17 protein-coding genes and 1 pseudogene are annotated in these 22,531 nt (G+C 71.5%); 5 read left to right on the top strand and 13 right to left on the bottom strand.

The annotated features are described in order from the left end of the window. The 4 genes from Q5762_RS15805 to Q5762_RS15790 form a co-directional block, all read right to left on the bottom strand. Positions 1-798, bottom strand: coding sequence for an inositol monophosphatase family protein (locus Q5762_RS15805; RefSeq protein ID WP_315892835.1), 798 nt, complete (start codon positions 796-798; stop codon positions 1-3). A 58-nt stretch (positions 799-856) separates the two neighbouring features. Beyond that, a complete protein-coding gene (locus Q5762_RS15800; protein WP_315892727.1) occupies positions 857-1,465 on the bottom strand; it encodes a helix-turn-helix transcriptional regulator in 609 nt (202 codons plus the stop codon). A 216-nt stretch (positions 1,466-1,681) separates the two neighbouring features. Continuing rightward, positions 1,682-2,386, bottom strand: a complete 705-nt coding sequence (locus Q5762_RS15795) for a response regulator (protein ID WP_315892726.1) — start codon at positions 2,384-2,386, stop codon at positions 1,682-1,684. Next, positions 2,383-4,029 (bottom strand): sensor histidine kinase, encoded by a 1,647-nt coding sequence (locus tag Q5762_RS15790; RefSeq protein WP_315892725.1) that lies wholly within the window; start codon positions 4,027-4,029, stop codon positions 2,383-2,385. Before Q5762_RS15790 ends, Q5762_RS15795 begins: the two co-directional genes overlap by 4 nt. A gap of 124 nt (positions 4,030-4,153) precedes the next feature. Here Q5762_RS15790 and Q5762_RS15785 point away from each other — a divergent pair, with 124 nt between their 5' ends. Further along, positions 4,154-5,527, top strand: a complete 1,374-nt coding sequence (locus Q5762_RS15785; RefSeq protein ID WP_315892724.1) for a cation:dicarboxylate symporter family transporter — start codon at positions 4,154-4,156, stop codon at positions 5,525-5,527. A 268-nt stretch (positions 5,528-5,795) separates the two neighbouring features. Here Q5762_RS15785 and Q5762_RS15780 read toward each other — a convergent pair whose 3' ends face one another. The 3 genes from Q5762_RS15780 to Q5762_RS15770 form a co-directional block, all read right to left on the bottom strand. After that, positions 5,796-7,256: a glycoside hydrolase family 16 protein gene (locus Q5762_RS15780; protein WP_315892723.1), complete on the bottom strand. Its 1,461-nt coding sequence runs from the start codon at positions 7,254-7,256 to the stop codon at positions 5,796-5,798. A 165-nt stretch (positions 7,257-7,421) separates the two neighbouring features. Then, positions 7,422-8,321 (bottom strand): aldo/keto reductase, encoded by a 900-nt coding sequence (locus Q5762_RS15775; protein ID WP_315892722.1) that lies wholly within the window; start codon positions 8,319-8,321, stop codon positions 7,422-7,424. Continuing rightward, positions 8,321-9,214, bottom strand: coding sequence for an NAD-dependent epimerase/dehydratase family protein (locus Q5762_RS15770; RefSeq protein WP_315892721.1), 894 nt, complete (start codon positions 9,212-9,214; stop codon positions 8,321-8,323). Before Q5762_RS15770 ends, Q5762_RS15775 begins: the two co-directional genes overlap by 1 nt. Before the next feature lie 44 nt (positions 9,215-9,258). Between Q5762_RS15770 and Q5762_RS15765 the strand changes: the two genes are divergently transcribed. After that, entirely contained in the window at positions 9,259-9,792 is a 534-nt protein-coding gene (locus Q5762_RS15765) for an Lrp/AsnC family transcriptional regulator (protein WP_315892720.1), read from the top strand. Positions 9,793-9,923: 131 nt separating this feature from the next. Here the strand turns inward: Q5762_RS15765 and Q5762_RS15760 are convergent, their stop codons facing one another. Then, a complete protein-coding gene (locus Q5762_RS15760) occupies positions 9,924-10,514 on the bottom strand; it encodes a TetR/AcrR family transcriptional regulator (protein ID WP_315892719.1) in 591 nt (196 codons plus the stop codon). A 51-nt stretch (positions 10,515-10,565) separates the two neighbouring features. Here Q5762_RS15760 and Q5762_RS15755 point away from each other — a divergent pair, with 51 nt between their 5' ends. Together Q5762_RS15755 and Q5762_RS15750 are read left to right on the top strand one after the other, a co-directional pair. Then, a complete protein-coding gene (locus Q5762_RS15755; RefSeq protein ID WP_315892834.1) occupies positions 10,566-11,129 on the top strand; it encodes a GNAT family protein in 564 nt (187 codons plus the stop codon). A gap of 29 nt (positions 11,130-11,158) precedes the next feature. Continuing rightward, positions 11,159-11,254: pseudogene (locus Q5762_RS15750) on the top strand (MerR family DNA-binding transcriptional regulator); the annotation flags it as partial. Here Q5762_RS15750 and Q5762_RS15745 read toward each other — a convergent pair. Then, positions 11,255-12,298: a DUF6817 domain-containing protein gene (locus Q5762_RS15745; protein ID WP_399495174.1), complete on the bottom strand. Its 1,044-nt coding sequence runs from the start codon at positions 12,296-12,298 to the stop codon at positions 11,255-11,257. 132 nt (positions 12,299-12,430) lie between these two features. Here Q5762_RS15745 and Q5762_RS15740 point away from each other — a divergent pair, with 132 nt between their 5' ends. After that, positions 12,431-14,662 (top strand): UvrD-helicase domain-containing protein, encoded by a 2,232-nt coding sequence (locus Q5762_RS15740; RefSeq protein ID WP_315892717.1) that lies wholly within the window; start codon positions 12,431-12,433, stop codon positions 14,660-14,662. On the opposite strand, the gene glgB is transcribed toward Q5762_RS15740, so the two are convergent. From glgB to Q5762_RS15720, 4 genes are all read right to left on the bottom strand, one after another. Then, on the bottom strand, positions 14,649-16,919 hold the full coding sequence (gene glgB / locus Q5762_RS15735; RefSeq protein ID WP_399495173.1) for a 1,4-alpha-glucan branching enzyme: 2,271 nt from the start codon (positions 16,917-16,919) through the stop codon (positions 14,649-14,651). The two genes, Q5762_RS15740 and glgB, sit on opposite strands and share 14 nt — an antisense overlap. 231 nt (positions 16,920-17,150) lie before the next feature. Next, a complete protein-coding gene (locus tag Q5762_RS15730) occupies positions 17,151-18,494 on the bottom strand; it encodes a maltokinase N-terminal cap-like domain-containing protein (RefSeq protein WP_315892716.1) in 1,344 nt (447 codons plus the stop codon). A 241-nt stretch (positions 18,495-18,735) separates the two neighbouring features. Next, complete coding sequence (gene treS, locus Q5762_RS15725; RefSeq protein WP_315892715.1) at positions 18,736-20,445, bottom strand: maltose alpha-D-glucosyltransferase; 1,710 nt, start codon at positions 20,443-20,445, stop codon at positions 18,736-18,738. Beyond that, on the bottom strand, positions 20,442-22,427 hold the full coding sequence (locus tag Q5762_RS15720) for an alpha-1,4-glucan--maltose-1-phosphate maltosyltransferase (RefSeq protein ID WP_315892714.1): 1,986 nt from the start codon (positions 22,425-22,427) through the stop codon (positions 20,442-20,444). The genes treS and Q5762_RS15720 overlap by 4 nt, the downstream gene beginning before the upstream one ends. Between the last annotated feature and the right edge of the window lie 104 nt (positions 22,428-22,531).

The raw sequence follows: 22,531 nt of genomic DNA, 5'->3' as shown, positions 1-22,531 counted from the left end.
TCAGCCCCGGATCATCGACATCAGCTGCTCGTGGGTCTCGGCATCGGCGGCCGCGACGAGCCCCCGGCCGCCGCCGGCCGGCCCGATCGGGGCCCCGTCGATCCCGGTGACGACACAGCCGGCGGCCCGGCACAGAGCGATACCGGCGGCGAAATGCACACTCCCCGACAGGTCGCCGCCATCGGTGACGTAGGCGGCCCGCCTGCCGGCCGCGACCCAGGCGAGGGCCAGCGTCGTGGACACGACCCGCGGCCGGAACCGCTCGACGAATCCGGGGTGGGCCAGCAGCTCCACCGCCCGGAATCCGGGTGCGCCCGGGAACGGCGGATCGAGGTTGACGTCCACCAGCCGGCCGGCGGACGTGGGCGCGAGCGGAGCCACGGCGCCGTCCTGCCGAGCCCAGGCGGCTGCACCGTCGGTGAAGAAGACCTCGCCGCCGAACGGGTCGGCGACCGCGGCCGGCCCCGTGCGCAGCGCCACGTTGACGGCCACCAGCATGCTGCCGGTGGCGTAGTTCAGCGTGCCGCACAAGGGATCCACCAGCCACTGGCGCGCGGCATCGGCTGCGCCCCGCTGCCCGCCCTCCTCGCCGAGCACCGCGTCATCGGGCCGGGCGGCACGGATGACGTCGAGGATCGCCTGCTCGGCCGCCACGTCGGCGGCGGTGGCGAAGTCCCCGGCGCCCTTGTCGATACGGGCCAGCCGCCGGCCGTACAGGGCGCGTACGACCTCCGCGCCCGCGGTCACCGCTGCCACCGCCACACCCGTATCGTCGGGTCCCGCAGGGGAGTTGATCATGTCCATGGCGCGCAGAATACCGATGCGAGCCGACGCGAGCCGCTGCCCGCCCCCTGCCCTACGGGCCGACCGCGTCCCAGAAGTGGGCGACGATGCCGTCCAGGTACTCGCGGCCCGCGGCTCCGCTGTCGCCCGAGGCGCCCCAGCTGCTCGTGGCCGCCATCTTCGCGTGGTAGTCGGTGTGCAGCCGCTGGAGCGCGGACTCCAGGACCCGCTTGGGCAGCGGGAGCAGCTTCACCGCCGGACGTACGTACGCCTGCCAGCGCGTCGTGGCCGCGTCCCGCAGCAGCGCCGCCAGCTCCTCGGTCCGGCCGGTGACCTGGATCAGCTCGCGGGGCCCGAGGCCGAACGTCTCGGCGAGGGCGGCGGTCTGGCGCTCGGTGCCGCGCCAGCGGCCCGACTCCTCCATCCGCAGGTAGCCGGGCGCGTCGAGTCCCACCCGCCGGGCGAGTTCGTCGGCCGCGAGACCGCGGGCCATCCGGTGCTCGCGCAGGGTGGTGGCATCGGCGATCAGCTCGCCGGGGGCGCACCAGAGGACGCCCGCGAGCGCGGTGAGTTCCTGGGCGCTGGGAGCGAGGCGGCCGCGCTCCCAGGCGATGACCGTCTCGGGGGTGACGGCGAGACCGTACTGCGCGCGGAGGCCGTAGGCGACATGGCCCGGAGCCATTCCGAGACCCTCACGGAGGCGGCGTGCGGCGACCGCGTTGAAGGGAGGGGGAGGAGGGGAGGGCGGGGTGTGGTGCACGCCCACACCGTAGAAGCGGAATGTGACAATTGGCTACGGTGCGTTCACCCAAGGCCAGATGTCGTAGAAACGTGGGAACCCGGCGGTAACCATCCGTAGTGATCACCCGTAGATCGGTAACCGGACGCCACGGTCCGCTCAGCGGACGATCGTCGTGATCCAGCGGTACTGGAGCTCGGGCCGCCCGATCTGACCATACTGCGGCGCCCGCGCGGCCCGGCCGTCGGTGACCAGGTGTTCCAGATAGCGGCGCGCCGTGATCCGGGAGATGCCGACGGCCGCCGCCGCCTCGGTGGCCGTCAGGCCGCCCGGGGCGTCACGGAGGGTACGGGTGACGGCCTCCAGGGTCGGAGCGCTCAGACCCTTGGGGAGCGATGCTGGCTGCGGGGCGCGCAGGGCGCCCAGGGCGCGGTCCACCTCGTCCTGGCCGGACGCCTCCCCGGCGGCGGCCCGGAACTCGGCGTACCGGCAGAGCCGGTCCCGCAGCGTCGCGAACGTGAACGGCTTCAGCACGTACTGCACGACCCCCAGCGACACCCCCTCGCGCACGATCGCCAGATCGCGGGCCGACGTCACCGCGATCACGTCGGCGGAGTGCCCGCCGGCGCGCAGTGCGCGGAGCAGCTGGAGGCCGTGCCCGTCGGGCAGATAGAGGTCGAGCAGGATGAGGTCGACGGGCGTCCGGTCGAGGACGCGCACGGCGGCGGCCCGCGAATGCGCGACCCCGATGACGCGGAAGCCGGGCACGCGCCCGGCGTAGAGCGCGTGCGCGTCGGCGGCGACGGGGTCGTCCTCGACCACCAGCACCCGGATGTCCTGACTGCGGCCTGGGGTCTGACTCATGCGGACACCTCCGGGGCGGGCGCGGTGCGGGGTGCGGGCGGCCGGGCGGCGGGCTCGGCCGGCGGAGTCAGGGGCAGTCGTACGGTGAACTCCGCGCCGCCCTCCGGGGTGTCCGTCAGGGTCACCGTGCCCGCCGCGCGGGTGGTCGCCTGGCGGACCAGGGCCAGGCCGAGGCCGCGGGCCGGGCCGCGGGTCGACCAGCCGCGGTCGAACACGGCGTCCCGGTCGCCCGCCTCGACACCGGGTCCGGTGTCGGAGACCCGGAGGAGGAGTTCGCCGTCGCCGCTGCGGGCGGTGACCCGCACGCGCGCGTGCGGGGTGCCGCTCGCCGCCTCCACCGCGTTGTCGATCAGGTTGCCGAGGATCGTCACCAGGTCCCGCGACGGGATCTCGGGCGGCAGCAGCCCGTCGTCGATCCGGCTGTCCTCGGTCAGGACCAGCTCCACCCCCCGCTCGTTGGCCTGCGCCGCCTTGCCGAGCAGCAGCGCCGCGAGCACCGGTTCGCCGACCGCGTCGACGACCCGGTCGGTGAGCGCCTGGGCCAGCTCCAGCTCCGCCGTCGCGAAGTCGACCGCCTCCGTCACCCGGCCCAGCTCGATCAGCGAGACGACCGTGTGCAGCCGGTTCGCCGCCTCGTGCGCCTGCGAGCGGAGCGCCTGTGTGAAGCCTCGTTCCGAGGTCAACTCGCCCGACAGCGCCTGGAGTTCCGTACGGTCCCGGAGCGTCACGACCGTCCCCCGGCGCTCCCCGCCGACCACCGGCCGGGTGTTGACCACGAGCACCCGCTCCGCCGTCAGATGCAGCTCGTCCACCCGGGGCTCGGAGGCGAGGAGCGCGCTGGTGAGCGAGACCGGCAGACCGAGATCGGCCGCCGACCGGCCCACGACCTCCGCGTCCAGACCGAGCAGCTCGCGCGCCCCGTCGTTGATCAGCGCGATCCGCCGCTGCCCGTCCAGCATCACCAGACCCTCGCTCACCGCGTGCAGCGCGGCCTCGTGGTAGTCGTGCATCCGGCTCAGCTCGGTCGCGTTCATCCCGTGGGTGTGGCGCCGCAGCCGCGCGTTGATGACGTACGTACCGGCGCCGCCGAGCGCGAGCGCCGCCCCGGCCATCCCGAGCAGGGCCGTGACCTGCTCCCGTACCTGCTCGCTGATCTTCTCGATGGTGATGCCCGAGCTGACGAGGGCGACGACCTGGCCGTTCTCGTACACCGGCGCGACCGTACGGACCGAACGCCCGAGCACGCCCATGTGCGTCTCGGAGAAGGTCCGCCCCTGGAGCGCCGGCTCGGTGTGGCCCCGGTACGTGCGGCCGATCTCCGCCGGCTCCGGATGTGTCCAGCGGGTGCCGTCGGGGGACATGATCACCACGAAGGCGACGCCGGTGCGCTGCCGTACCGATTCCGCGTACGGCTGGAGCGCCGCGGTCGGGTCCGGGGAGTGCAGGGCCTGCGGGACGGAGGGGGAGGCCGCGACGGCCGTCGCGGTCGCGGTGGACTGGCGGCGCGCGGTCTCCTCGGTCTGCGCGCGGTCCGTGACGTACGCGAAGACCGCGCACCCGGCCACGACCGCCGCCACCAGCACGACCTGCATCGCGAAGAGCTGGCCGGCGAGGCTGCGGGGCCGGGGGAGGGGTATGCGCATGCCGGTAAGTGTGACAGTTCGGTCGTGAACGAAACGAACGTAAGCGTGACCCGGGTCACAGGCTGATGGATAGTCGCGGGGATCCACCGGGACGTGGACCACCCATCAGCACGAGGAGGACCCCGTGGCCGCACAGCGGGACCGCACCCATTATCTGTACATCGCCGTCATCGGCGCCGTGATCCTCGGTGTCACGGTCGGCTTCGTGGCGCCGGACTTCGCCGTCGAGCTCAAGCCGCTGGGCACCGGCTTCGTGAACCTGATCAAGATGATGATCTCGCCGATCATCTTCTGCACGATCGTTCTCGGCGTCGGTTCGGTCCGCAAGGCGGCGAAGGTCGGCGCGGTCGGCGGTCTCGCGCTCGGGTACTTCCTCGTCATGTCGACCGTCGCCCTCGCGATCGGTCTGGTCGTCGGCAACATCCTGGAGCCCGGCTCCAGCCTCCACCTGACCAAGGAGGTCGCCGAGGCGGGCGCCCAGCAGGCCGAGGGGACGAGCGAGTCCACGGCGGACTTCCTGCTCGGGATCATCCCCAAGACACTGGTCTCGGCGTTCACCGAGGGCGAGGTCCTGCAGACCCTGCTCGTCGCCCTCCTCGCGGGCTTCGCGCTGCAGGCCATGGGCCGGGCCGGGGAGCCGGTGCTGCGTGGGATCGGGCACATCCAGCGGCTCGTCTTCCGGATCCTCGCCATGATCATGTGGGTGGCGCCGGTGGGCGCGTTCGGCGCCATGGCGGCGGTCGTCGGCGCGACCGGCATCGACGCGCTGAAGTCGCTCGCGGTCATCATGATCGGCTTCTACGTGACCTGTGCCCTGTTCGTCTTCGTGGTGCTCGGCGCGCTGCTGCGGCTGGTCGCGGGCGTCAACATCCTCGCGCTGCTGAAGTACCTGGGCCGTGAGTTCCTGCTGATCCTCTCCACCTCGTCGTCCGAGTCCGCGCTGCCGCGGCTCATCGCGAAGATGGAGCACCTGGGCGTCAGCAAGCCCGTCGTCGGCATCACCGTCCCGACCGGCTACTCCTTCAACCTCGACGGCACCGCGATCTACCTGACGATGGCCTCGCTCTTCGTCGCCGAGGCGATGGGCAACCCGCTCTCGGTCGGCGAGCAGATTTCGCTTCTCGTCTTCATGATCATCGCGTCGAAGGGTGCGGCCGGTGTCACCGGCGCCGGCCTGGCGACCCTCGCGGGCGGCCTGCAGTCCCACCGGCCCGAACTGGTCGACGGCGTCGGCCTGATCGTCGGCATCGACCGCTTCATGAGCGAGGCCCGCGCCCTGACGAACTTCGCGGGCAACGCGGTCGCCACCGTCCTCGTCGGCACCTGGACCAAGGAGATCGACAAGGAGCGGGTCGCCGAGGTGCTGGCCGGACGGGTCCCCTTCGACGAGAAGACCCTGGTCGACGACCACGCGCCGCTGGACGCGTCGGACGAGGAGTCGTCCGTACCGGACCAGCGGTCGGACGGCGGCGAGGAGAAGGCCCGCGCGGGCGTCTGAGCCATATCGGATTTCGGATATCGGATCCATGATCGTGGATCCGATATCTCGGATACGGGGTCTTAGGTACGGGGCCCTATGCACTGGGTCTGGGATCCGATGTATTGGATCCTGGATCATGGATATTGGATCCAATGCATCGGATCCGAAGACTGCCCCGGCTCCCGGGCCTTGAGCCGGATCCGGGCTCCGGGGTACGGGGGTGGCCCCCGCCGCACACGCGGCGGGGGCACCCCTTCTTCACGGCACACGGATCAGGAGAGCGGGATCAGGAGAACGGGATCCGGACCACCGACTGGTTGCCGACGCCGAGCGTGCTCGGCCCGTTGCCGATCGCGTTCCACACCTCGACCCGGACCCGGCCGTTCGACATGTTCCCGTGGCTGCCGGTCGCCGACTGCAGGCCGCGTGCCTGCGTGTAGTGCTCGTAACCCGGCACCGGATCGGTGGCGAAGTACGCGTACGTCTCCACGCGCTCCCAGCTCCCGTCGCCCGTACGGTCGTAACTCACCCGCACCTGCTGACCGTTGGCGATCACCGATCCGGCGTCCACGAACAGGTCGAACTGGGTCGCGCCGCCGTTGTACGTCCGCGTGATCGGGCCCGAGGTGAAGACCTGCGGGTTCGACGGGGCGCCGTCGTGGTTGGCGCCGCCCGCCGAGGCGAGCGAGACCGTCGAGGCGGCCGCCTGGGCGTCACCCGCGCCGGCGCCGGTCCGCAGGTACAGCTGCGAGGAGCCCGAAGGCGGCGGGGTGGTCGGCGGGGGAGTCGTCGGCGGCGTCGTCGTGCCGCCGCCCTTCGTCCACACCGCCACGTAGTCGACGAGCATCGGCCGGCCGGACACCGTCGCGGCGGTCGGCGTCGGGCCGCCAAGGGCGTCCGGGAAGGCGCCGCCCATCGCCACGTTGAGCAGCAGGAAGTAGCCCGCGTGGCTGGTCATGTCGGCCCAGGCCTGGGCGCCCACCCGGGTCTCGTTCACGCTGTGGAAGAGCTGGCCGTCCACGTACCAGCGCAGCTCGTTGGGGGAGGTCGAGCGGTCCCACTCGAAGCGGTACGTGTGGAAGGCCGACTGGCAGCTCGCGCCAGGGCAGGTCCGGCTGGCGCCGATGCCGGTGGTCTCGCCGCACGGCCCGCCCGGGTTCACGCCGCAGTGCAGCACGCCCCAGACCGAGTTGATGCCGTTGACGTTCTCCATGATGTCGAACTCGCCGATGCCCGGCCAGTTCCAGTAGTTGCCGCGGTAGGGCGCGCCGAGCGCCCAGAAGGCGGGCCAGTAGCCGGCGGCCTCGGCCCCGGTCACGTTCGGCATCTGAATCCGGCCCTCGATGCGCAGCGTGCCGCCCGCGGGGGCCTTGAAGTCGGCGCGCTTGGTCTCGACGCGGGCCGAGGTCCAGTTGCCCGCGCCGTCCTTGAGCGGGGTGATGCGGAGGTTCCCGGTGCCGTCGAGGCGCAGGTTGTCGGGGCTCGACGTGTAGTTCTGTATCTCTCCGGTGCCCCAGTTGCCGGGGCCGCCCGGATAGCCGTAGCCGGTGTCGATCTGCCAGTCGGCTGCGTTCGGCAGGGCGCGGTCGGGGCCGTTGAAGTCGTCGCTCCACTGGAGCGACCAGCCGGGCGCCGGCGGTACGGCGCCGCTGGCGGTGCCGGCCCCGCCGAGGCCGAGCAGAGCGCCCGCGGCGAGGGCGGCGGCGAGGAGTGAGGCGAGGAGAGGGGTGCGTCGGACGCGGCTCAAGGAGAACACCTCCGCTGGGGGACGAGCGCCTGAGAGCGCTCTCAGCAAGCTTTTGTAGATGGAGACACCGACCCCGTCAATGGGTTCGGTGCCTTCGACTACCGAACGCCTCACGGAACGCCCGCCCAGCGCCCGCCCAACGCCCGCCCCTTGCGTACCGAACGCCTACCGAACGCCCAGTTCCGCCAAGTCCTGTGTATCCAGCACCAGTTCGGCGGCGCCCGCCGAATCCCGTACCGTCTCCGGTCGACTCGCTCCCGGGATCGGGAGCACCGTCTCCGAGCGTGCGAGCAGCCATGCCAGCGCCACCCGCTGCGGGCTGACCCCGCGCGCCCGCGCCACCCGGTGGAACGCCCCGAACTCCGGGTCCGCAGTCAGATCCGACGCCCCGTCCAGCGAGCTTCGGGAGATGCCGCCGAGCGGGCTCCACGGCATGAACGCGAGGCCGAGTTCGGCGCAGAGTCGCAGTTCGGGCTCGGCGGTGCGCACGGCGGGGGAGTAACGGTTCTGTACGGAGACGAGCCGCTCGCCCAGCACCTCTCGGGCGAGCCGGATCTGGTCCACGTCCACGTTCGAGATCCCGGCCAGCCGGATCGTGCCCGCGTCCAGCAACTCCCGTATCGCGCCCAGCGATTCGGCGTACGGCACGGCCGGGTCCGGCTTGTGCAGCTGGTACAGCCCGATCGCCTCGACGCCGAGCCGCCGCGCCGACGCCTCGGCCGCCCGCCGCAGGTGCTCCGGACGCCCGTCCACCGTCCAGCCGCCGTCGGCCGTCCGTCCGCGCCCGCCCTTCGTCGCCACCAGTACGCCGTCCAGTACGCCGTCGGTCCGGCCACGACCCCCGTACGTGGCCAGCGCCCGCGCCACCAGCAGCTCGCCGGCTCCCGGCGCACCGCCGGGCGGGTGGTAGGAGTCCGCCGTGTCGAGCAGCGTCACGCCCGCGTCGAGCGCCGCGTGGACGGTGGCCAGGGCGCGGGCCTCGTCCGGGTGCCCCTCGATGGAGAGCGGCATGGCGCCGAGTCCGATCGCCCCGACCCGTACGTCTCCGAGCATGCGGTACCGCATCAGCGCGCCCCCAGCGTCTCGGAAAGAGCCTGCGTGAGCCACTCCCCGGAATCCCGGAACCGGAATCCGAGGCCCGTCGCGCGGGAGTTGTCCATTGCGTACGAGCGGGCGAAGGAGAACGGCGACACCTTGCCGACCTCCACCTCCCGCAACACGGTCCGGCCGCCCACCCGATGTTCGATCTCCGCGCATATTTCGGCAGTGGAGAGCGGGCCGTGGGAATGCGCGTTGACCGGCCCGGTGAAGTCGGCCTCGGCCGCCCACGCCAGGAATTCCGCGATCTCCTCGACGTATATGTAGGTGGCCGGATGGTTCACGGCGGGAACGGCGATCGGTTCGCCCGCCCGGATACGGTCCGCGTAGTGCTGGACCCGGCCGGTGAAGTCGTCCGCGCCGCCCAGCACATGGGCCACCCGCACCGCCGTGTACGGGAACGCCGGCTCGGCCGCGAAGACCGCCTCCGCCTGCCGCTTTCCCTCCCCGTAGTGCGCGTCGAGGAACTCCGCGTCGTCCCAGGGAAGATCGAGATCGACGGCGACGGTACGCGGATCGACCGCCTCCTCCCGTACGGGTACGGCCGTGTTCTCGTACTCGTACACCTCCACCGTCGACGTCATCACATAACGCCGTGTACGCGGTCCGAGAACGCGCCGCGCGATTTCCGCCTGGCGTGGGGTGTAGCAGACCTGGTCGACGACGACGTCGAACGTCCGGTCGCCCAGCGAGCTTTCCAGAGAGGCCTCGTCGTTCCGGTCGGCGACGAGATGAATGGTCCCCTCCGGTGTGCCGGAAGAACCCCGGTTGAGGAGCGCCACCGTATGCCCGGAATTCAGCAGACGGGACGTCAACCGCTTTCCGAAATAGCGGTTTCCGCCGATGATCAGAATGTTCATACGACAAGTGTTACGTTGGGCGCTCGCCAGCTGAAGGGGGAAACATGGGAGTCCAGGCCGCCGCACCGAAGGAACCTCGGCATCTGCGTCCCGCCGCCAACGAAACCTCGGTCGGGGCCTTCGACCCCATCGACCGGCAGATCCTGGAGCTCGTCCAGGAGGACGGCCGGATCAAGCTCAGCGAGCTCGGTCGGCGCGTCCGGCTGAGTCCCGCCGCCGTCACCGAGCGGGTGCGCAGGCTGGAGGCCTGCGGGGCGATCACCGGTTACGGCGCCCATGTCTCCCCGGCGCGGCTCGGGTACGGGATCCAGGCCTTCATCCGGGTCAACCCGCACGGCGGCTACACCCTCAAGCACCCCAGGACCCTGGAGCTGACCGCCCGCCCGGAGATCCTGGAGGTCCACCACGTCGTCGGCGAGGACTGCTGGATCCTCAAGGTCGCCGTCACCGACACCATCCATCTCGAAGAGATCCTGGAACAGACCTCCGCGCTCGGCCGGACGACGACGTCGATCGTCCTGTCCTCCCCGGTGGAGCGCAAACCCCTCCTCCCGCCCGGCGCCGGAAACGCCTCCTGACATCTCGACGCCCTCGCCGACTGGCTGGTCGAGATCCACGACCGCCTCCGCTGCGGGTGCGGATGCGCTGGTGGGGCAAGGCGTCCTCCGAGTACGGGATGGTGCTCGCCCCCGCCCCGCACCCCCAACCCTCAGCCCCGCCCCCCGAGCGCCGCCACATAGTCGTCCAGCAGCTCGACCTGGCGGTCCGGCGGGAACGAGTCGGGGTCGAGCAGGGCCTGGACGACCAGGCCGAGGGCGAAGGACTGGGCGCCCGCCGCGATCCGCGCCGGATCGCCGGCCGGCAGTGCGCCGCCCTCCTGCGCGGCGGCGACCGCGTCCCGGAGCCGATCGCGACCGCGCGCGTACTTCCCGGCGTACTCCGCGCGCAGCGCCGGGTCCGCGAGGGCCGTGTCCCAGGAGGAGACCCGGATCCGGTTGGAGTCCGTGGCCTCGGGGGTCAGCGGCAGGATGTCGAGCAGGGCGTTCCGTACCGCCGCCAGGCCCGTCCCCTCGGTGCGCCGCGAGCGCGCGGCGGTACGCCGGTCGAGCAGATCGAGAGCGTACGCGACCAGGTCGCTCTTGGCGGGGAAGTAGTGGGTCAGCAGCCCGGTGGTCGCGCCGAGCTCGGTGGCGACGGCCCGCAGCGTCAGCCCGCCGAACCCACGCGTGGCCAGCACTCGCCAGACCGCCTCCGAGACTTCGAGTCGGCGGGCCTCGTGGTCCCCCTTGGCGCGCGGCATGCTGTTACTGTACATAGCCGTAACACTTGTTATGTGAATGGGGTCGTCGCCATGTTCTCCCTCCCCCTCCGGGACAACGCGCTGCTGCGCCCACTGGAGAGCTGGCATGCCGAGGAGTTCGCCGCCCACATGGACCGGGCGCGCGACCACATCAGGCCGTGGGTCGGGCAGTCCTTCGTCACCGACAGCCTCGACGGGGCCCGCGCCACCCTCCGCGGCTACGCCGACCGGTCGGCCGCCGACGGCGCCCGCCTCTATGGCATCTGGCACGACGGCACGCTGGTCGGCGGCGTCATGTTCACCTCCTTCGACGCGGCCTCGGGCGCCTGCGAGGTCGGCTGCTGGCTGGAACCGGCCGGCGAGGGGCACGGGCTGGTCACCGCCGCGTGCGGCGCCGTGCTCGACTGGGCCTTCCTCACCCGCGGCCTGCACCGTGCCGCCTGGCACTGCCGCGCCGACAACGCGCGCAGCGCCGCCGTGGCCGAGCGGCTGGGCATGACGCTGGAGGGCGTGGAGCGGGAGTCCTGGCCGTACGAAGGCGTCCGTCACGACACGCAGTGCTGGGCCGTCCTGGCCCGCGAGTGGCGGGCGGCGTCACGGTCGCTCTTGCCTTGACGTCGGCGTCAAGGCGTACGTTCGGGTCCATGCGAATCGGCGAGCTGGCCGAGCGGGCCGGAACGACCACGCGGACTCTGCGCTACTACGAGTCCCGTGGCCTCCTGGCCGCCCGGCGCACGGGACTATGCGCCGCGCTTCGCCCGGAGGCTCAGCCCCACGCGGCGCGTGACGAGGTTGACGGAGGCGACCTCGACGGTGAGCTCGTCGCCCTCGCGCGGTGCGAGGCCCGCGAGGTCCTGCTCGTGGACCAGCCCCTCGACGCCCGGCGCCACCTTGACGAAGACCCCGATGGACACGACCTTGGTGACCCTCCCGGCGTGGATCCCGGTGAACCCCTCGCGGGCGAACGCGGCCAGCGGGTCGGGTTCGAGGGCCTTGTGCGAGAGGAAGACCCGCTCCCGAGTCATGTCCACACCGAGCACCTCGAAGACGTGTTCCTCGCCCTCGGCGATGACGTCGGCGGGGGTGCCGATGTGGTGCCAGGACACCTCCGGGATGTTCATCATCGCCTCCACCCCGCCCAGCTCCACGAAGGTCACGCCGAAGCTCGCGATCACCGAGACGACACCGGTGACGACGTCGCCCCGCTCCAGCCCGGTCAGGAACGCCTCGCGTTCCGCGCCCTTCAGTCTCAGCAGCTCCAGGGCCGCCGCGAAGGCCGCCTCGCTCAGCAGCGACCGCCATCGCGTGAACAGCTTCAGCAGCGCGCCACCATGCCGGGACAGCAGATCCCGGTTGTGCTGCAGCACGTCCAGCTCGTTCGCCGCCGTCAGCTCCGCGAAATCCCTCCGCTGCTGTTCCGTCGGCGTGAACGTCCCGCCCGTGAACCGGTCCCGGAAGAGGCCGTTCTCGTTCCCGAGCTCCGGGTACGAGACATCGCGGTCGCAGCTCGCGTAGAAGTACACGAGCTCCTCCGCCTCTTCGCCGATCGCCGCCGCCAGGACGTCCCGCCCCGCCAGCGGCAGCAGATGTTCGGCGAAGCCGTCCGTACCGTAGAAGGCGTGGCACAGGCCGGCGAGGCGGAGTGCGTCCCGGGCACCCCAGGCGGCCAGCCGGGCCTCGACCCGGTCCAGGTGGGCGAGCAGGCTGCCCCCCGGGTGGTCCATCCTGTCGGCGCCCTGTGCGATCAGCAGATCGTGTGCTGCGCGTGCTGTCTCTCTCCCCATGAGACATGAAAATACCCCGACTAGAATTGCAGCCGGGGTTGTTTCTCGCGTATATTCTTGGATTCCGTGTCTGGGTACAAAACAAGACGCGGAGAAATTCAATAAACGCACTGTATCGCGCCGGGAGTCGAATTGTCAACCGAGGAATTTCGGAAAGAGCAGCAATTCATCACAGAGCTCTACGCACGACTCGACGACCTCAGGGGCCAGGCCGAGGCGGCCGTGGGAGAGGCCCTCAAGGCGCCCTGGGTCGGCAATCAGGGACGCCTGGAGCGGGATGTGCAGGTGGCCGAGCAGTCCGGGCTGCTCTCCGCGCTCGACGCGGGGGAGACCGGGCTCTGCTTCGGCCGGCTCGTCTTCCGGGACGGCCGAGACCACCACATCGGCCGGATCGGCATCCGTGAGGACGACCCGAACCGCACCCCGCTCGTCGTCGACTGGCGCGCCGAGATCGCGCGCCCCTTCTACCTCGCCACCGGATACGAGCCGATGGGCCTCAGCCGCCGCCGGCACATCACCACCCAGGGCCGCGAGGTGACCGCCCTCCACGACGAGGTGCTCGACCTCCGGGACCGGACCCGTACCGGCCACGAGAACCGGGACGCCGACGAGGTCCTCCTCGCCGCGCTCGACGCCGCCCGCACCGGCCGCATGCACGACATCGTGCAGACCATCCAGGCCGAGCAGGACCGCATCATCCGCTCCCCGCACCGCGGCGTCCTCGTCGTCGAGGGCGGCCCCGGCACCGGCAAGACCGCCGTGGCCCTGCACCGCGCCGCCTACCTCCTCTACGCCCACCGCGAGCAGCTCGCCAAGCGCGCCGTCCTGATCGTCGGCCCCAACCCCGCCTTCCTCGGCTACATCGGCAACGTCCTGCCCTCCCTCGGCGAGACCGGCGTCCTGCTCGCCACCCCCGGCGAACTCTTCCCCGGCGTCCGCGCCACCGGTACGGACACCCCGCGCGCCGCCGCAGTCAAGGGCGCCGCCACCATGGCCGACGCGCTCGCCCACGCCGTGCGCGACCGGCAGCAGGTCCCCGAGCGCGGCGAGCCGCTGATCGTCCCGCACGACGACGGCGACCTGATCATCGACTGGGACATGGCCCTGGAGGCCCGCCACAAGGCCCGCGAGACGGCCCTGCCGCACAACCTCGCCCGCCCCTACTTCGTCTTCAACATCCTCGACGCGCTCGCCGCCCAGCTCGCCGACCGCATCGGCGCCGACCCGTACGGCGGCCCCAACTTCCTCGGGCCCGACGACATCGCCCTGCTCGCCAAGGGCATCGCCGGCAACCCGGACGTGTACTCGGCCATCGAGACGCTCTGGCCCGCGCTCACCCCCGAGTCCTTCCTCGCCGGCTACCTCGCCGAGCCGACCCACCTCAGCGACGAGGACGCCGCCGCGATCCGGCGCGAGGACGGCCCCTGGACCCCCGCCGACGTACCGCTGCTCGACGAGGCCGCCGAACTCCTCGGCGTGGACGACTCGGCAGCCCGCGCCGCCGAGGAGGCCGAGCGGGAGAAGCAGATCCAGTACGCGCAGGGCGTCCTCGACGTCTCGTACGCCTCGCGGACCTACGAGTTCGAGGACAAGGAGGAGCTGGACAAGGACGCCGCCGAGGTCCTCGCCGCGCACGACATCATCGACGCCGAGCGGTTCGCCGAGCGGCACGAGGAGGCCGACCACCGCAGCGCCGCCGAACGCGCCGCCGCCGACCGGACCTGGGCCTTCGGCCACATCATCGTCGACGAGGCGCAGGAGCTCTCGGCGATGACCTGGCGACTGCTGATGCGCCGCAGCCCGACCCGCTCGATGACCCTGGTCGGCGACCCCGCGCAGACCGGTGACGCGGCGGGCGTCGGCGCGTGGGACGAGATCCTCACGCCGTACGTGGCGGACCGCTGGGAGCTCGTACGGCTCGGGGTCAACTACCGCACCCCCGCCGAGATCATGGCGGTCGCCGCCGACGTCCGGCGCGCGGCCGACCCGGGCTTCGAGCCGCCCCGCTCGGTCCGCTCCACGGGCGTCGAGCCCTGGGAGCGGACCGTCGAGGACCCGGTGAAGGAGACCGCGGACGCGGTCGCCGCCGAGGCGCGCGAGGAGGGCCGGCTCGCCGTGATCGCCCCGCCCGTCCTGCACCAGGAGCTGATCGCGGCCCTGCCGGAGGCCTCGTACGGCCCGACGCCCGATCTGACCCGCCGTGTCGTCCTGCTCGACCCCCGGCAGGCCAAGGGCCTGGAGTTCGACACGGTCCTGGTCGTCGACCCGGACGGCATCCGGGCCGGCGCCACGCACGGCATCAACGACCTGTACGTGGCGCTGACCCGAGCTACTCAGCGCCTCGGAATCATCAAGCAGGCCTGAGCCAGACCGTCGCCAGCGGCGGCAGCGTCATCCGTACGCTCGCCGAACGGCCGTGGGAGGGCACCGACTCGGTCTTCACCGGGTCGGTGTTCACCACGTCACCACCGCCGTACCGGCCCGCGTCCGTGTTCAGAACCTCTGCCCAGGCCGCGCACGTGTCCGGTACGCCGAGGCGGAAGTCGTGCCGGACGACGGGCGAGAAGTTGCAGACCGCGAGCAGCGGCGAGCCCTCGGCGTCGTAGCGGAGGAAGGCGAAGACGTTGTCCTCGGCAGCGTCGCCCACCACCCACTGGAAGCCCTCGGGCGCGGTGTCCCGCTCCCACAGCGCCGGGGTCGCCCCGTACACCGTGTTCAGGTCGCGCACCAGATCCCGTACGCCCCGGTGGTCACCGGCCGAGTGGTACGTCTCGTCCATCAGCCACCACTCGGGACCGTGCTCGGCGGACCACTCCGCGCCCTGGGCGAACTCCTGCCCCATGAAGAGGAGTTGCTTGCCCGGGTGGGCCCACATGAAGCCGAGGTACGCGCGGTGGTTGGCGCGCCGCTGCCACCAGTCGCCGGGCATCTTCGAGACCAGCGCCTGCTTGCCGTGGACGACCTCGTCGTGGGAGATCGGCAGGATGTAGTTCTCGCTGTAGGCGTACACCATGGAGAACGTCATCTCGTTGTGGTGGTACTTGCGGTGCACGGGCTCCTTGGAGACGTAGCCGAGGGAGTCGTGCATCCAGCCCATGTTCCACTTCATGCCGAAGCCGAGCCCGCCGAAGCCGCCGGGGCCGACCTGGTCGGTGGCCCGGGTCACGCCGTCCCAGGCGGTCGACTCCTCGGCGAAGGTGATGACGCCGGGGCAGCGCCGGTAGACCGTCGCGTTCATCTCCTGGAGGAAGGCGACCGCGTCCAGGTTCTCCCGGCCGCCGAACTCGTTCGGCAGCCACTCGCCGTGCTCGCGCGAGTAGTCGAGGTAGAGCATCGAGGCGACGGCGTCCACGCGCAGGCCGTCGATGTGGAACTCCTCGCACCAGTACACCGCGTTGGCGACCAGGAAGTTCCGCACCTCCTTGCGGCCGTAGTCGAACTCCAGCGTGCCCCAGTCGGGGTGGGCGGAGCGGCGCGGGTCCTCGTGCTCGTACAGCGGCCGGCCGTCGAACTCCGCGAGGGCCCAGTCGTCCCGCGGGAAGTGCGCGGGGACCCAGTCCATCAGGACGCCGATCCCGGCCCGGTGCAGGGCGTCGACGAGGTGCTTGAAGTCGTCGGGGGTGCCGAGGCGGGAGGTCGGGGCGTAGTAGCCGGTGACCTGGTAGCCCCAGGAGCCGCTGAAGGGGTGCTCGGCGACGGCCATGAACTCCACGTGGGTGAAGCCGAGATCGCGGACGTAGGCGGGGAGCTGCTCGGCGAGCTGGCGGTACGTCAGGCCGGGCCGCCAGGAGGGGAGATGGAGCTCGTAGACGGAGAGGGGCGCCTCGTGATGCGGGCGGGCGCCGCGGCCGGCCATCCACGTCTCGTCGTCCCACTGGTGGTACGAGTCGGTGACGACGGAGGCGGTGTTCGGCGGGCACTCGGCGCGGCGGGCCATCGGGTCGGCGCGCAGGGTGTGGGAGCCGTCGGGGCGGGTGATGTCGAACTTGTAGACCGCGCCCTCGCCGATGCCCGGCACGAACAGCTCCCAGACGCCGGTGGCGCCGAGGGAGCGCATCGGCAGCGCGGTGCCGTCCCAGTGGGTGAAGTCGCCGGTGACGCGGACGCCGCGGGCGTTGGGGGCCCAGACCGTGAACCGGGTGCCCGCGACGCCCTGGTGGACCATCGGCCGGGCGCCGAGCGCCTTCCACAGCTCCTCGTGCCGGCCCTCGCCGATGAGGTGCAGGTCGAGATCGCCGAGGGCGGGCAGGAAGCGGTACGGGTCGTCCACGGGCAGCTCGTCGGCGTCGTAGCGGACGCGGAGCTCGTACGGGGGGATCTTGCGCAGCAGCGGCAGCAGTCCGGAGAAGAAGCCGTCGCCGTCGTCGTGCAGGACGACGCGCTTGCCCTTGGCGAGGACGGCGACCTCACGGGCGAACGGGCGCAGGACCCGGATCGCGACGCCGCCGCGGACCGGGTGCGCGCCGAGGAGGGCGTGCGGGTCGTGGTGCTCGCCGGCGAGCAGCCGGGCCCGGTCCCCGGGGTCGAGCGGCGGCACCTTCCGTACGGCCTCCTGGGCGGCGCGGGGGGCGGGCGTCTTGGCCTTGGGCGCTGCCGTCTTGCGAGCGGATCGGGCGGTCACGGGGATGCCTCCTGGAAGGTGTTGGTGAGGGAAGAAGCGCCGGTTCCCACGCAACCGCAACGCGGCTGCCCCCGCACAGGACACTCGGCCGAACGGGCTGCGCGCCCCGTGTGGGCAATCGTCCCGCGGGGGCGATGGGGGTCCCCCATCGCCCCAGCGGAACGATTGCCCACAACGCCGGTGGCGGGGGCAGCCCCGGCGGAAGCGGCGCCCGCGACGGGGTGGCGGGGGTCATGTCTTGCCCGACAGGCGTTCGATTGCGGCCATGGGGACCGGGAGCCAGTCCGGGCGGTGGCGGGCTTCGTAGAGGACCTCGTAGACCGCCTTGTCCGTTTCGTAGGCGCGGAGCAGTGCCGGGTCCGAGCGTGGGTCCGTGCCCGACACCTCCGCGTAGCCCTGGCAGTACGCGTCGCGGCACCGCGTCGCCCACTCCGCGTTCCACGGCCGGTGCGTGCGGGCCGCGTAGTCGAAGGAGCGGAGCATGCCCGCCACGTCGCGGACCGCCGGCTGCGTTCGGCACCGTTCGGCGAGGGGCTTCGCGGGCTCGCCCTCGAAGTCGATCACCGCCCAGCCGCCGTCCGCGGCCCGCAGCGTCTGCCCGAGGTGGAGGTCCCCATGGATGCGCTGGAGGTGCCCGGAGCCCGCCCCCGCCGCCGCGAAGACCGCCCGCAGCCCCGGCACGTACGGCAGCAGCGCCGGCACCGCCTGCGCGGCCGCGTGCAGCCGCTGGTCCATCTCGGCGGCCAGGTGCTCCGTCTCCGTCCGCCGCAGCCGCTCCGTCGGCAGCGCCGTCGCCAGCGCGAGGTGCACCTCGGCCGTCGCCCGGCCGAGCGCGTGCGCCTCGACCGTGAACTCCCGGCCCGCCGCGAGCGCGTCGAGCGCGAGCCGCCACCCGTCGCGCGAGTCCCGCAGATACGGCTGGAGGACGCCCAGCGTGCTCGCGCCGGACTCGAACCAGGCCACCGGCGCCGGCACCCGCGCGCACCCGGCCCGGGCGAGCGCGAGCGGCAGCTCCAGGTCCGGGTTCACCCCGGGGCTGACCCGCCGGAAGATTTTCAGGATGTACGTATCGCCGTACACGAGGGAGGAGTTGGACTGCTCGGCGTCCAGGACCCGGGGCGCGAGCGACGCGGGCAGCGAGGCCGCGCCGTGGAACGTCAGGCCGCCGATCCGGCCCGGCGTGCGCAGCCGTTCGTAGAGCAGTCCGGCGAGCCGCGGGTCCCGCAGCCCCTCGTAGACCGCCCGGCCGGCCAGCGGCCCCTGCCGGATCCGCCCGATCAGGGCCGGGGCGAGGCGCGGCGGCAGCTGGGTGCGTACGCCCAGCAGGAGTTGGTAACAGTCGGCGGGCGTGCCCGCCGGGCGGGCCGGTTGTTCCACCCGTACCAGGAGGTGCAGCAGCCCGGGTCCCGTGCCGTCCAGCGGCAGCAGCTCGGTGGCCGCTTCCAGCGTGAATCCGATGACCCGGCGGCCCTTGCCCGCGAACCAGCGCTGCCGGGGCAGCCATTCATGGAGCAGGGGAGCGAGTGACGGGAGGAGGGCGGCCGGGGCCCGGGTGGTGGATGCGGTCTCCGGCATGGCAACGCGTCCTTTCCCCGGGGGGCGCACATTCGAGTTCGCAGGAATCGAGTTCAAATGCGCAGAGTGTCCCGGATGGCGGCTTCGGCTGTCCGGATGTGCGGGACGTGTCGGATGGGGAAGATCCGTATGGGCCCGACAAGAAGGCCCGTATGGACCTGAATCGACTGTGTGTGGGACACAGTGCCCAGGGTGGCGCGGGGGAAACCCGCCCCACCCCGGGCAGTTGACTGACGATCCGTCAGGAAATCGTCAACCGGCTCTTCTTCAGGCGGAACCAGTAGAAGCCGTGACCGGCCAGGGTCAGCAGGTACGGCCACTGCCCGATCGCCGGGAACCGCACCTGGCCGATCAGCTCCACCGGGCTCATCCCGTCGAACTGCCGCAGGTCCAGCTCCGTCGGCTGCGCGAACCGCGAGAAGTTGTTCACGCAGAGCACCAGGTCGTCGTCGGACTCCCGGAGGAAGGCCAGCACCGCCGGGTTGGAGGACGGGAGTTCCGTGTACGAGCCGAGCCCGAAGGCCCGGTTCTGCTTACGGATCTCGATCATCCGCTTCGTCCAGTGCAGCAGCGACGACGGCGAGGCCATCCCCGACTCCACGTTGGTCACCTGGAAGCCGTGGACCGGGTCCATGATGGCCGGCAGCGTGAGCCGGCCCGGATCGCAGGACGAGAAGCCCGCGTTCCGGTCCGGCGTCCACTGCATCGGGGTCCGTACCCCGTCCCGGTCGCCGAGCCAGATGTTGTCGCCCATCCCGATCTCGTCGCCGTAGTACAGCACCGGCGAGCCCGGCAGCGAGAAGAGCAGCGCGGTGAACAGCTCCATCTGCTTGCGGTCGTTGTCCAGGAGCGGGGCGAGCCGCCGCCGGATGCCGATGTTGGCCCGCATCCGGGGATCCTTGGCGTACTCCGCGTACATGTAGTCACGCTCTTCGTCCGTGACCATCTCGAGCGTCAGCTCGTCGTGGTTGCGCAGGAAGATGCCCCACTGGCAGCCGTCCGGGATCGCCGGGGTCTTGGCCAGGATCTCGGAGACCGGAGTGCGCGACTCGCGCCGTACGGCCATGAAGATCCGGGGCATCACCGGGAAGTGGAACGCCATGTGGCACTCGTCGCCGCCCGAGGCGAAGTCCCCGAAGTAGTCGACCACGTCCTCCGGCCACTGGTTCGCCTCGGCGAGCAGCACCGTGTCCGGGTAGTGGTCGTCGATCTCCTTGCGGACCCGCTTCAGGAAGGAGTGGGTGGCCGGGAGGTTCTCGCAGTTGGTCCCCTCCGTCTGGTACAGGTACGGCACCGCGTCGAGCCGGAAGCCGTCGATGCCGAGGTCCAGCCAGAACTTCAGCGCCGAGAGGATCTCCTCCTGCACGGCCGGGTTCTCGTAGTTGAGGTCCGGCTGGTGCGAGAAGAACCGGTGCCAGTAGTACTGCTTGCGCACCGGGTCGAAGGTCCAGTTCGAGGTCTCCGTGTCGACGAAGATGATCCGGGCGTCCTGGAACTGCTTGTCGTCGTCGGCCCAGACGTAGTAGTCGCCGTACGGCCCGTCCGGATTGGCGCGCGAGTCCTGGAACCACGGGTGCGCGTCGCTCGTGTGGTTCATGACGAAGTCGATGATCACGCGCATCCCGCGCTGGTGCGCCGCGTCCACGAACTCCACGAAGTCGGCGAGATCGCCGAACTCCGGCAGCACGGAGGTGTAGTCGGCGACGTCGTAGCCGCCGTCCCGCAGCGGGGACTTGAAGAACGGCGGCAGCCAGAGGCAGTCGACGCCCAGCCACTGCAGGTAGTCCAGGCGGGACGTGATGCCCTTGAGGTCGCCTACGCCGTCCCCGTTGCTGTCCTGGAAGGAGCGCACGAGCACTTCGTAGAAGACGGCCCTCTTGAACCAGTCCGGGTCACGGTCCTTGGCGGGCGTGTCCTCGAAGGTGTCGGGGACGGGTTCGTTGACGGTCATGATGTGGGTGACCCTCCGATCGGCGGGGACGGTCGCAAGGCGAAGACGTGCGCGGGCGTGACGCCCGGCTCTAGGCGCACGTAGTTGGCCTTGCCCCAGTGATAGGTCTCGCCGGTGAGCTCGTCGCGCACCGGTACGGTCTCGTGCCAGTCGAGGCCGAGTTCCGGCATGTCCAACGAGACCGTGGCCTCCTGGGTGTGGTGCGGATCGAGGTTGGCGACGACGAGAACGGTGTTCGAGCCGGACCGCTTGCTGTACGCGATCACCGCGTCGTTGTCGGTCGGGTGGAAGCGCACGTTCCGCAGCCGGCGCAGGGCCGGGTGGCGGCGCCTGAGCCGGTTGAGCGTGGTGATCAGGGGCGTGATCGAGGCGCCCGTGCGCTCCGCCGACTCCCAGTCCCTGGGCCGGAGTTGGTACTTCTCCGAGTCGATGTACTCCTCGCTGCCGTCCCGTAGCGCGGTGCCCTCGCACAGCTCGTAGCCGGCGTACATGCCCCAGGTCGGCGAGAGCGTCGCGGCGAGCACCGCCCGCACCTCGAACGCGGGCCGGCCGCCCTGCTGGAGGTAGGCGTGCAGGATGTCCGGGGTGTTCACGAAGAAGTTCGGCCGCATGTAGGCCGCCGCGTCCCCGGACAGCTCGGTGACGTACTCCGTCAGCTCGTCCTTGGTGTTGCGCCAGGTGAAGTACGTGTACGACTGCTGGAAGCCGATCGCGCCGAGGGTGCGCATCATCGCGGGCCGGGTGAACGCCTCCGCCAGGAAGATCACGTCCGGGTCGGTGCCGTTGATCTCGCCGATCACCCGCTCCCAGAACACCACCGGCTTGGTGTGCGGGTTGTCGACCCGGAAGATCCGTACGCCGTGGTCCATCCAGTGCCGCAGCACCCGGACCGTCTCGGCGACGATGCCCTTCATGTCCTGGTCGAACGCTACGGGATAGATGTCCTGGTACTTCTTGGGCGGGTTCTCGGCGTAGGCGATCGAGCCGTCCGGGCGGTGGTGGAACCACTCCGGGTGCTTCTCCACCCACGGGTGGTCGGGCGAGCACTGGAGCGCGAAGTCGAGCGCGACCTCCAGGCGCAGCTCGCGGGCCCGCGCCACGAAGGCGTCGAAGTCCTCGATCGTGCCCAGGTCCGGGTGGACCGCGTCGTGGCCGCCCTCCGGGGAGCCGATCGCCCACGGCACACCGACGTCGTTCGGGCTCGCCGCCAGGGCGTTGTTGGGGCCCTTGCGGTGCGTGGTGCCGATGGGGTGGATCGGCGGGAGGTAGACGACGTCGAAGCCCATCGCGGCGATGGCCGGAAGCCGCTCGGCGGCGGTACGGAACGTGCCTGGCCTGGTCCGTCCCCGTACCTTCTTCACGCCCTCCGAGCGCGGGAAGAACTCGTACCAGGAGCCGAACAGCGCCCGCTCCCGCTCCACCTGGAGCGGCAACGTGGGGGAGGAGCTGACCAGTTCGCGCAGCGGGTGCCGGTCGAGGGCCTCGGTCACCTGCGGGGCGAGCGCCGCCGCGAGCCTTGCGGCGGCGGGCCGGGACTCGTTCCGCAGCGCGTCGGCGGCCGCGAGCACGGCCTCCCGGCCGCCGCCCTTCTTCGGGACGCCCTTCGCGGCGCGCTCGTGCAGCACGGCGCCCTCGGCGAGGACCAGCTCGGAGTCGATCCCCGCCGGGATCTTGATCTTCGCGGTATGTCGCCAGGTCGCCAGCGGGTCGCTCCAGGCCTCGACCGTGTACGTCCACCGGCCCTCGGCGTCCGGGGTGACCTCGGCGCCCCACCGGTCGGTACCGGGGGCGAGTTCACGCATCGGGAGCCAGGGGCCGGGGCGGCCGGACGGGCCGCGCAGCACGACGTTGGCGGCGACGGCGTCATGGCCTTCGCGGAAGACGGTGGCGGTGACCTCGAAGGTCTCCCCGGCCACCGCCTTCGCGGGGCGGCGACCGCAGTCGACCAGGGGGCGGACGTCCAGTACGGGAATGCGTCCCATGAGCGGATTCACAGCATCACCTGAGGGGGTACGGGGGTGCGGGTGGTGGTGCGCTCTTTGTAGCTCCGTCGACGGCTGGCGGGTTGCGGGCATGGCCGCTCCTG

It is taken from the genome of Streptomyces sp. P9(2023) (assembly GCF_032436795.1).
Lineage (GTDB): Bacteria > Actinomycetota > Actinomycetes > Streptomycetales > Streptomycetaceae > Streptomyces.
Note: the sequence above shows the minus strand (reverse complement) of the source record. Positions and strands in the feature narration are given on the sequence as shown.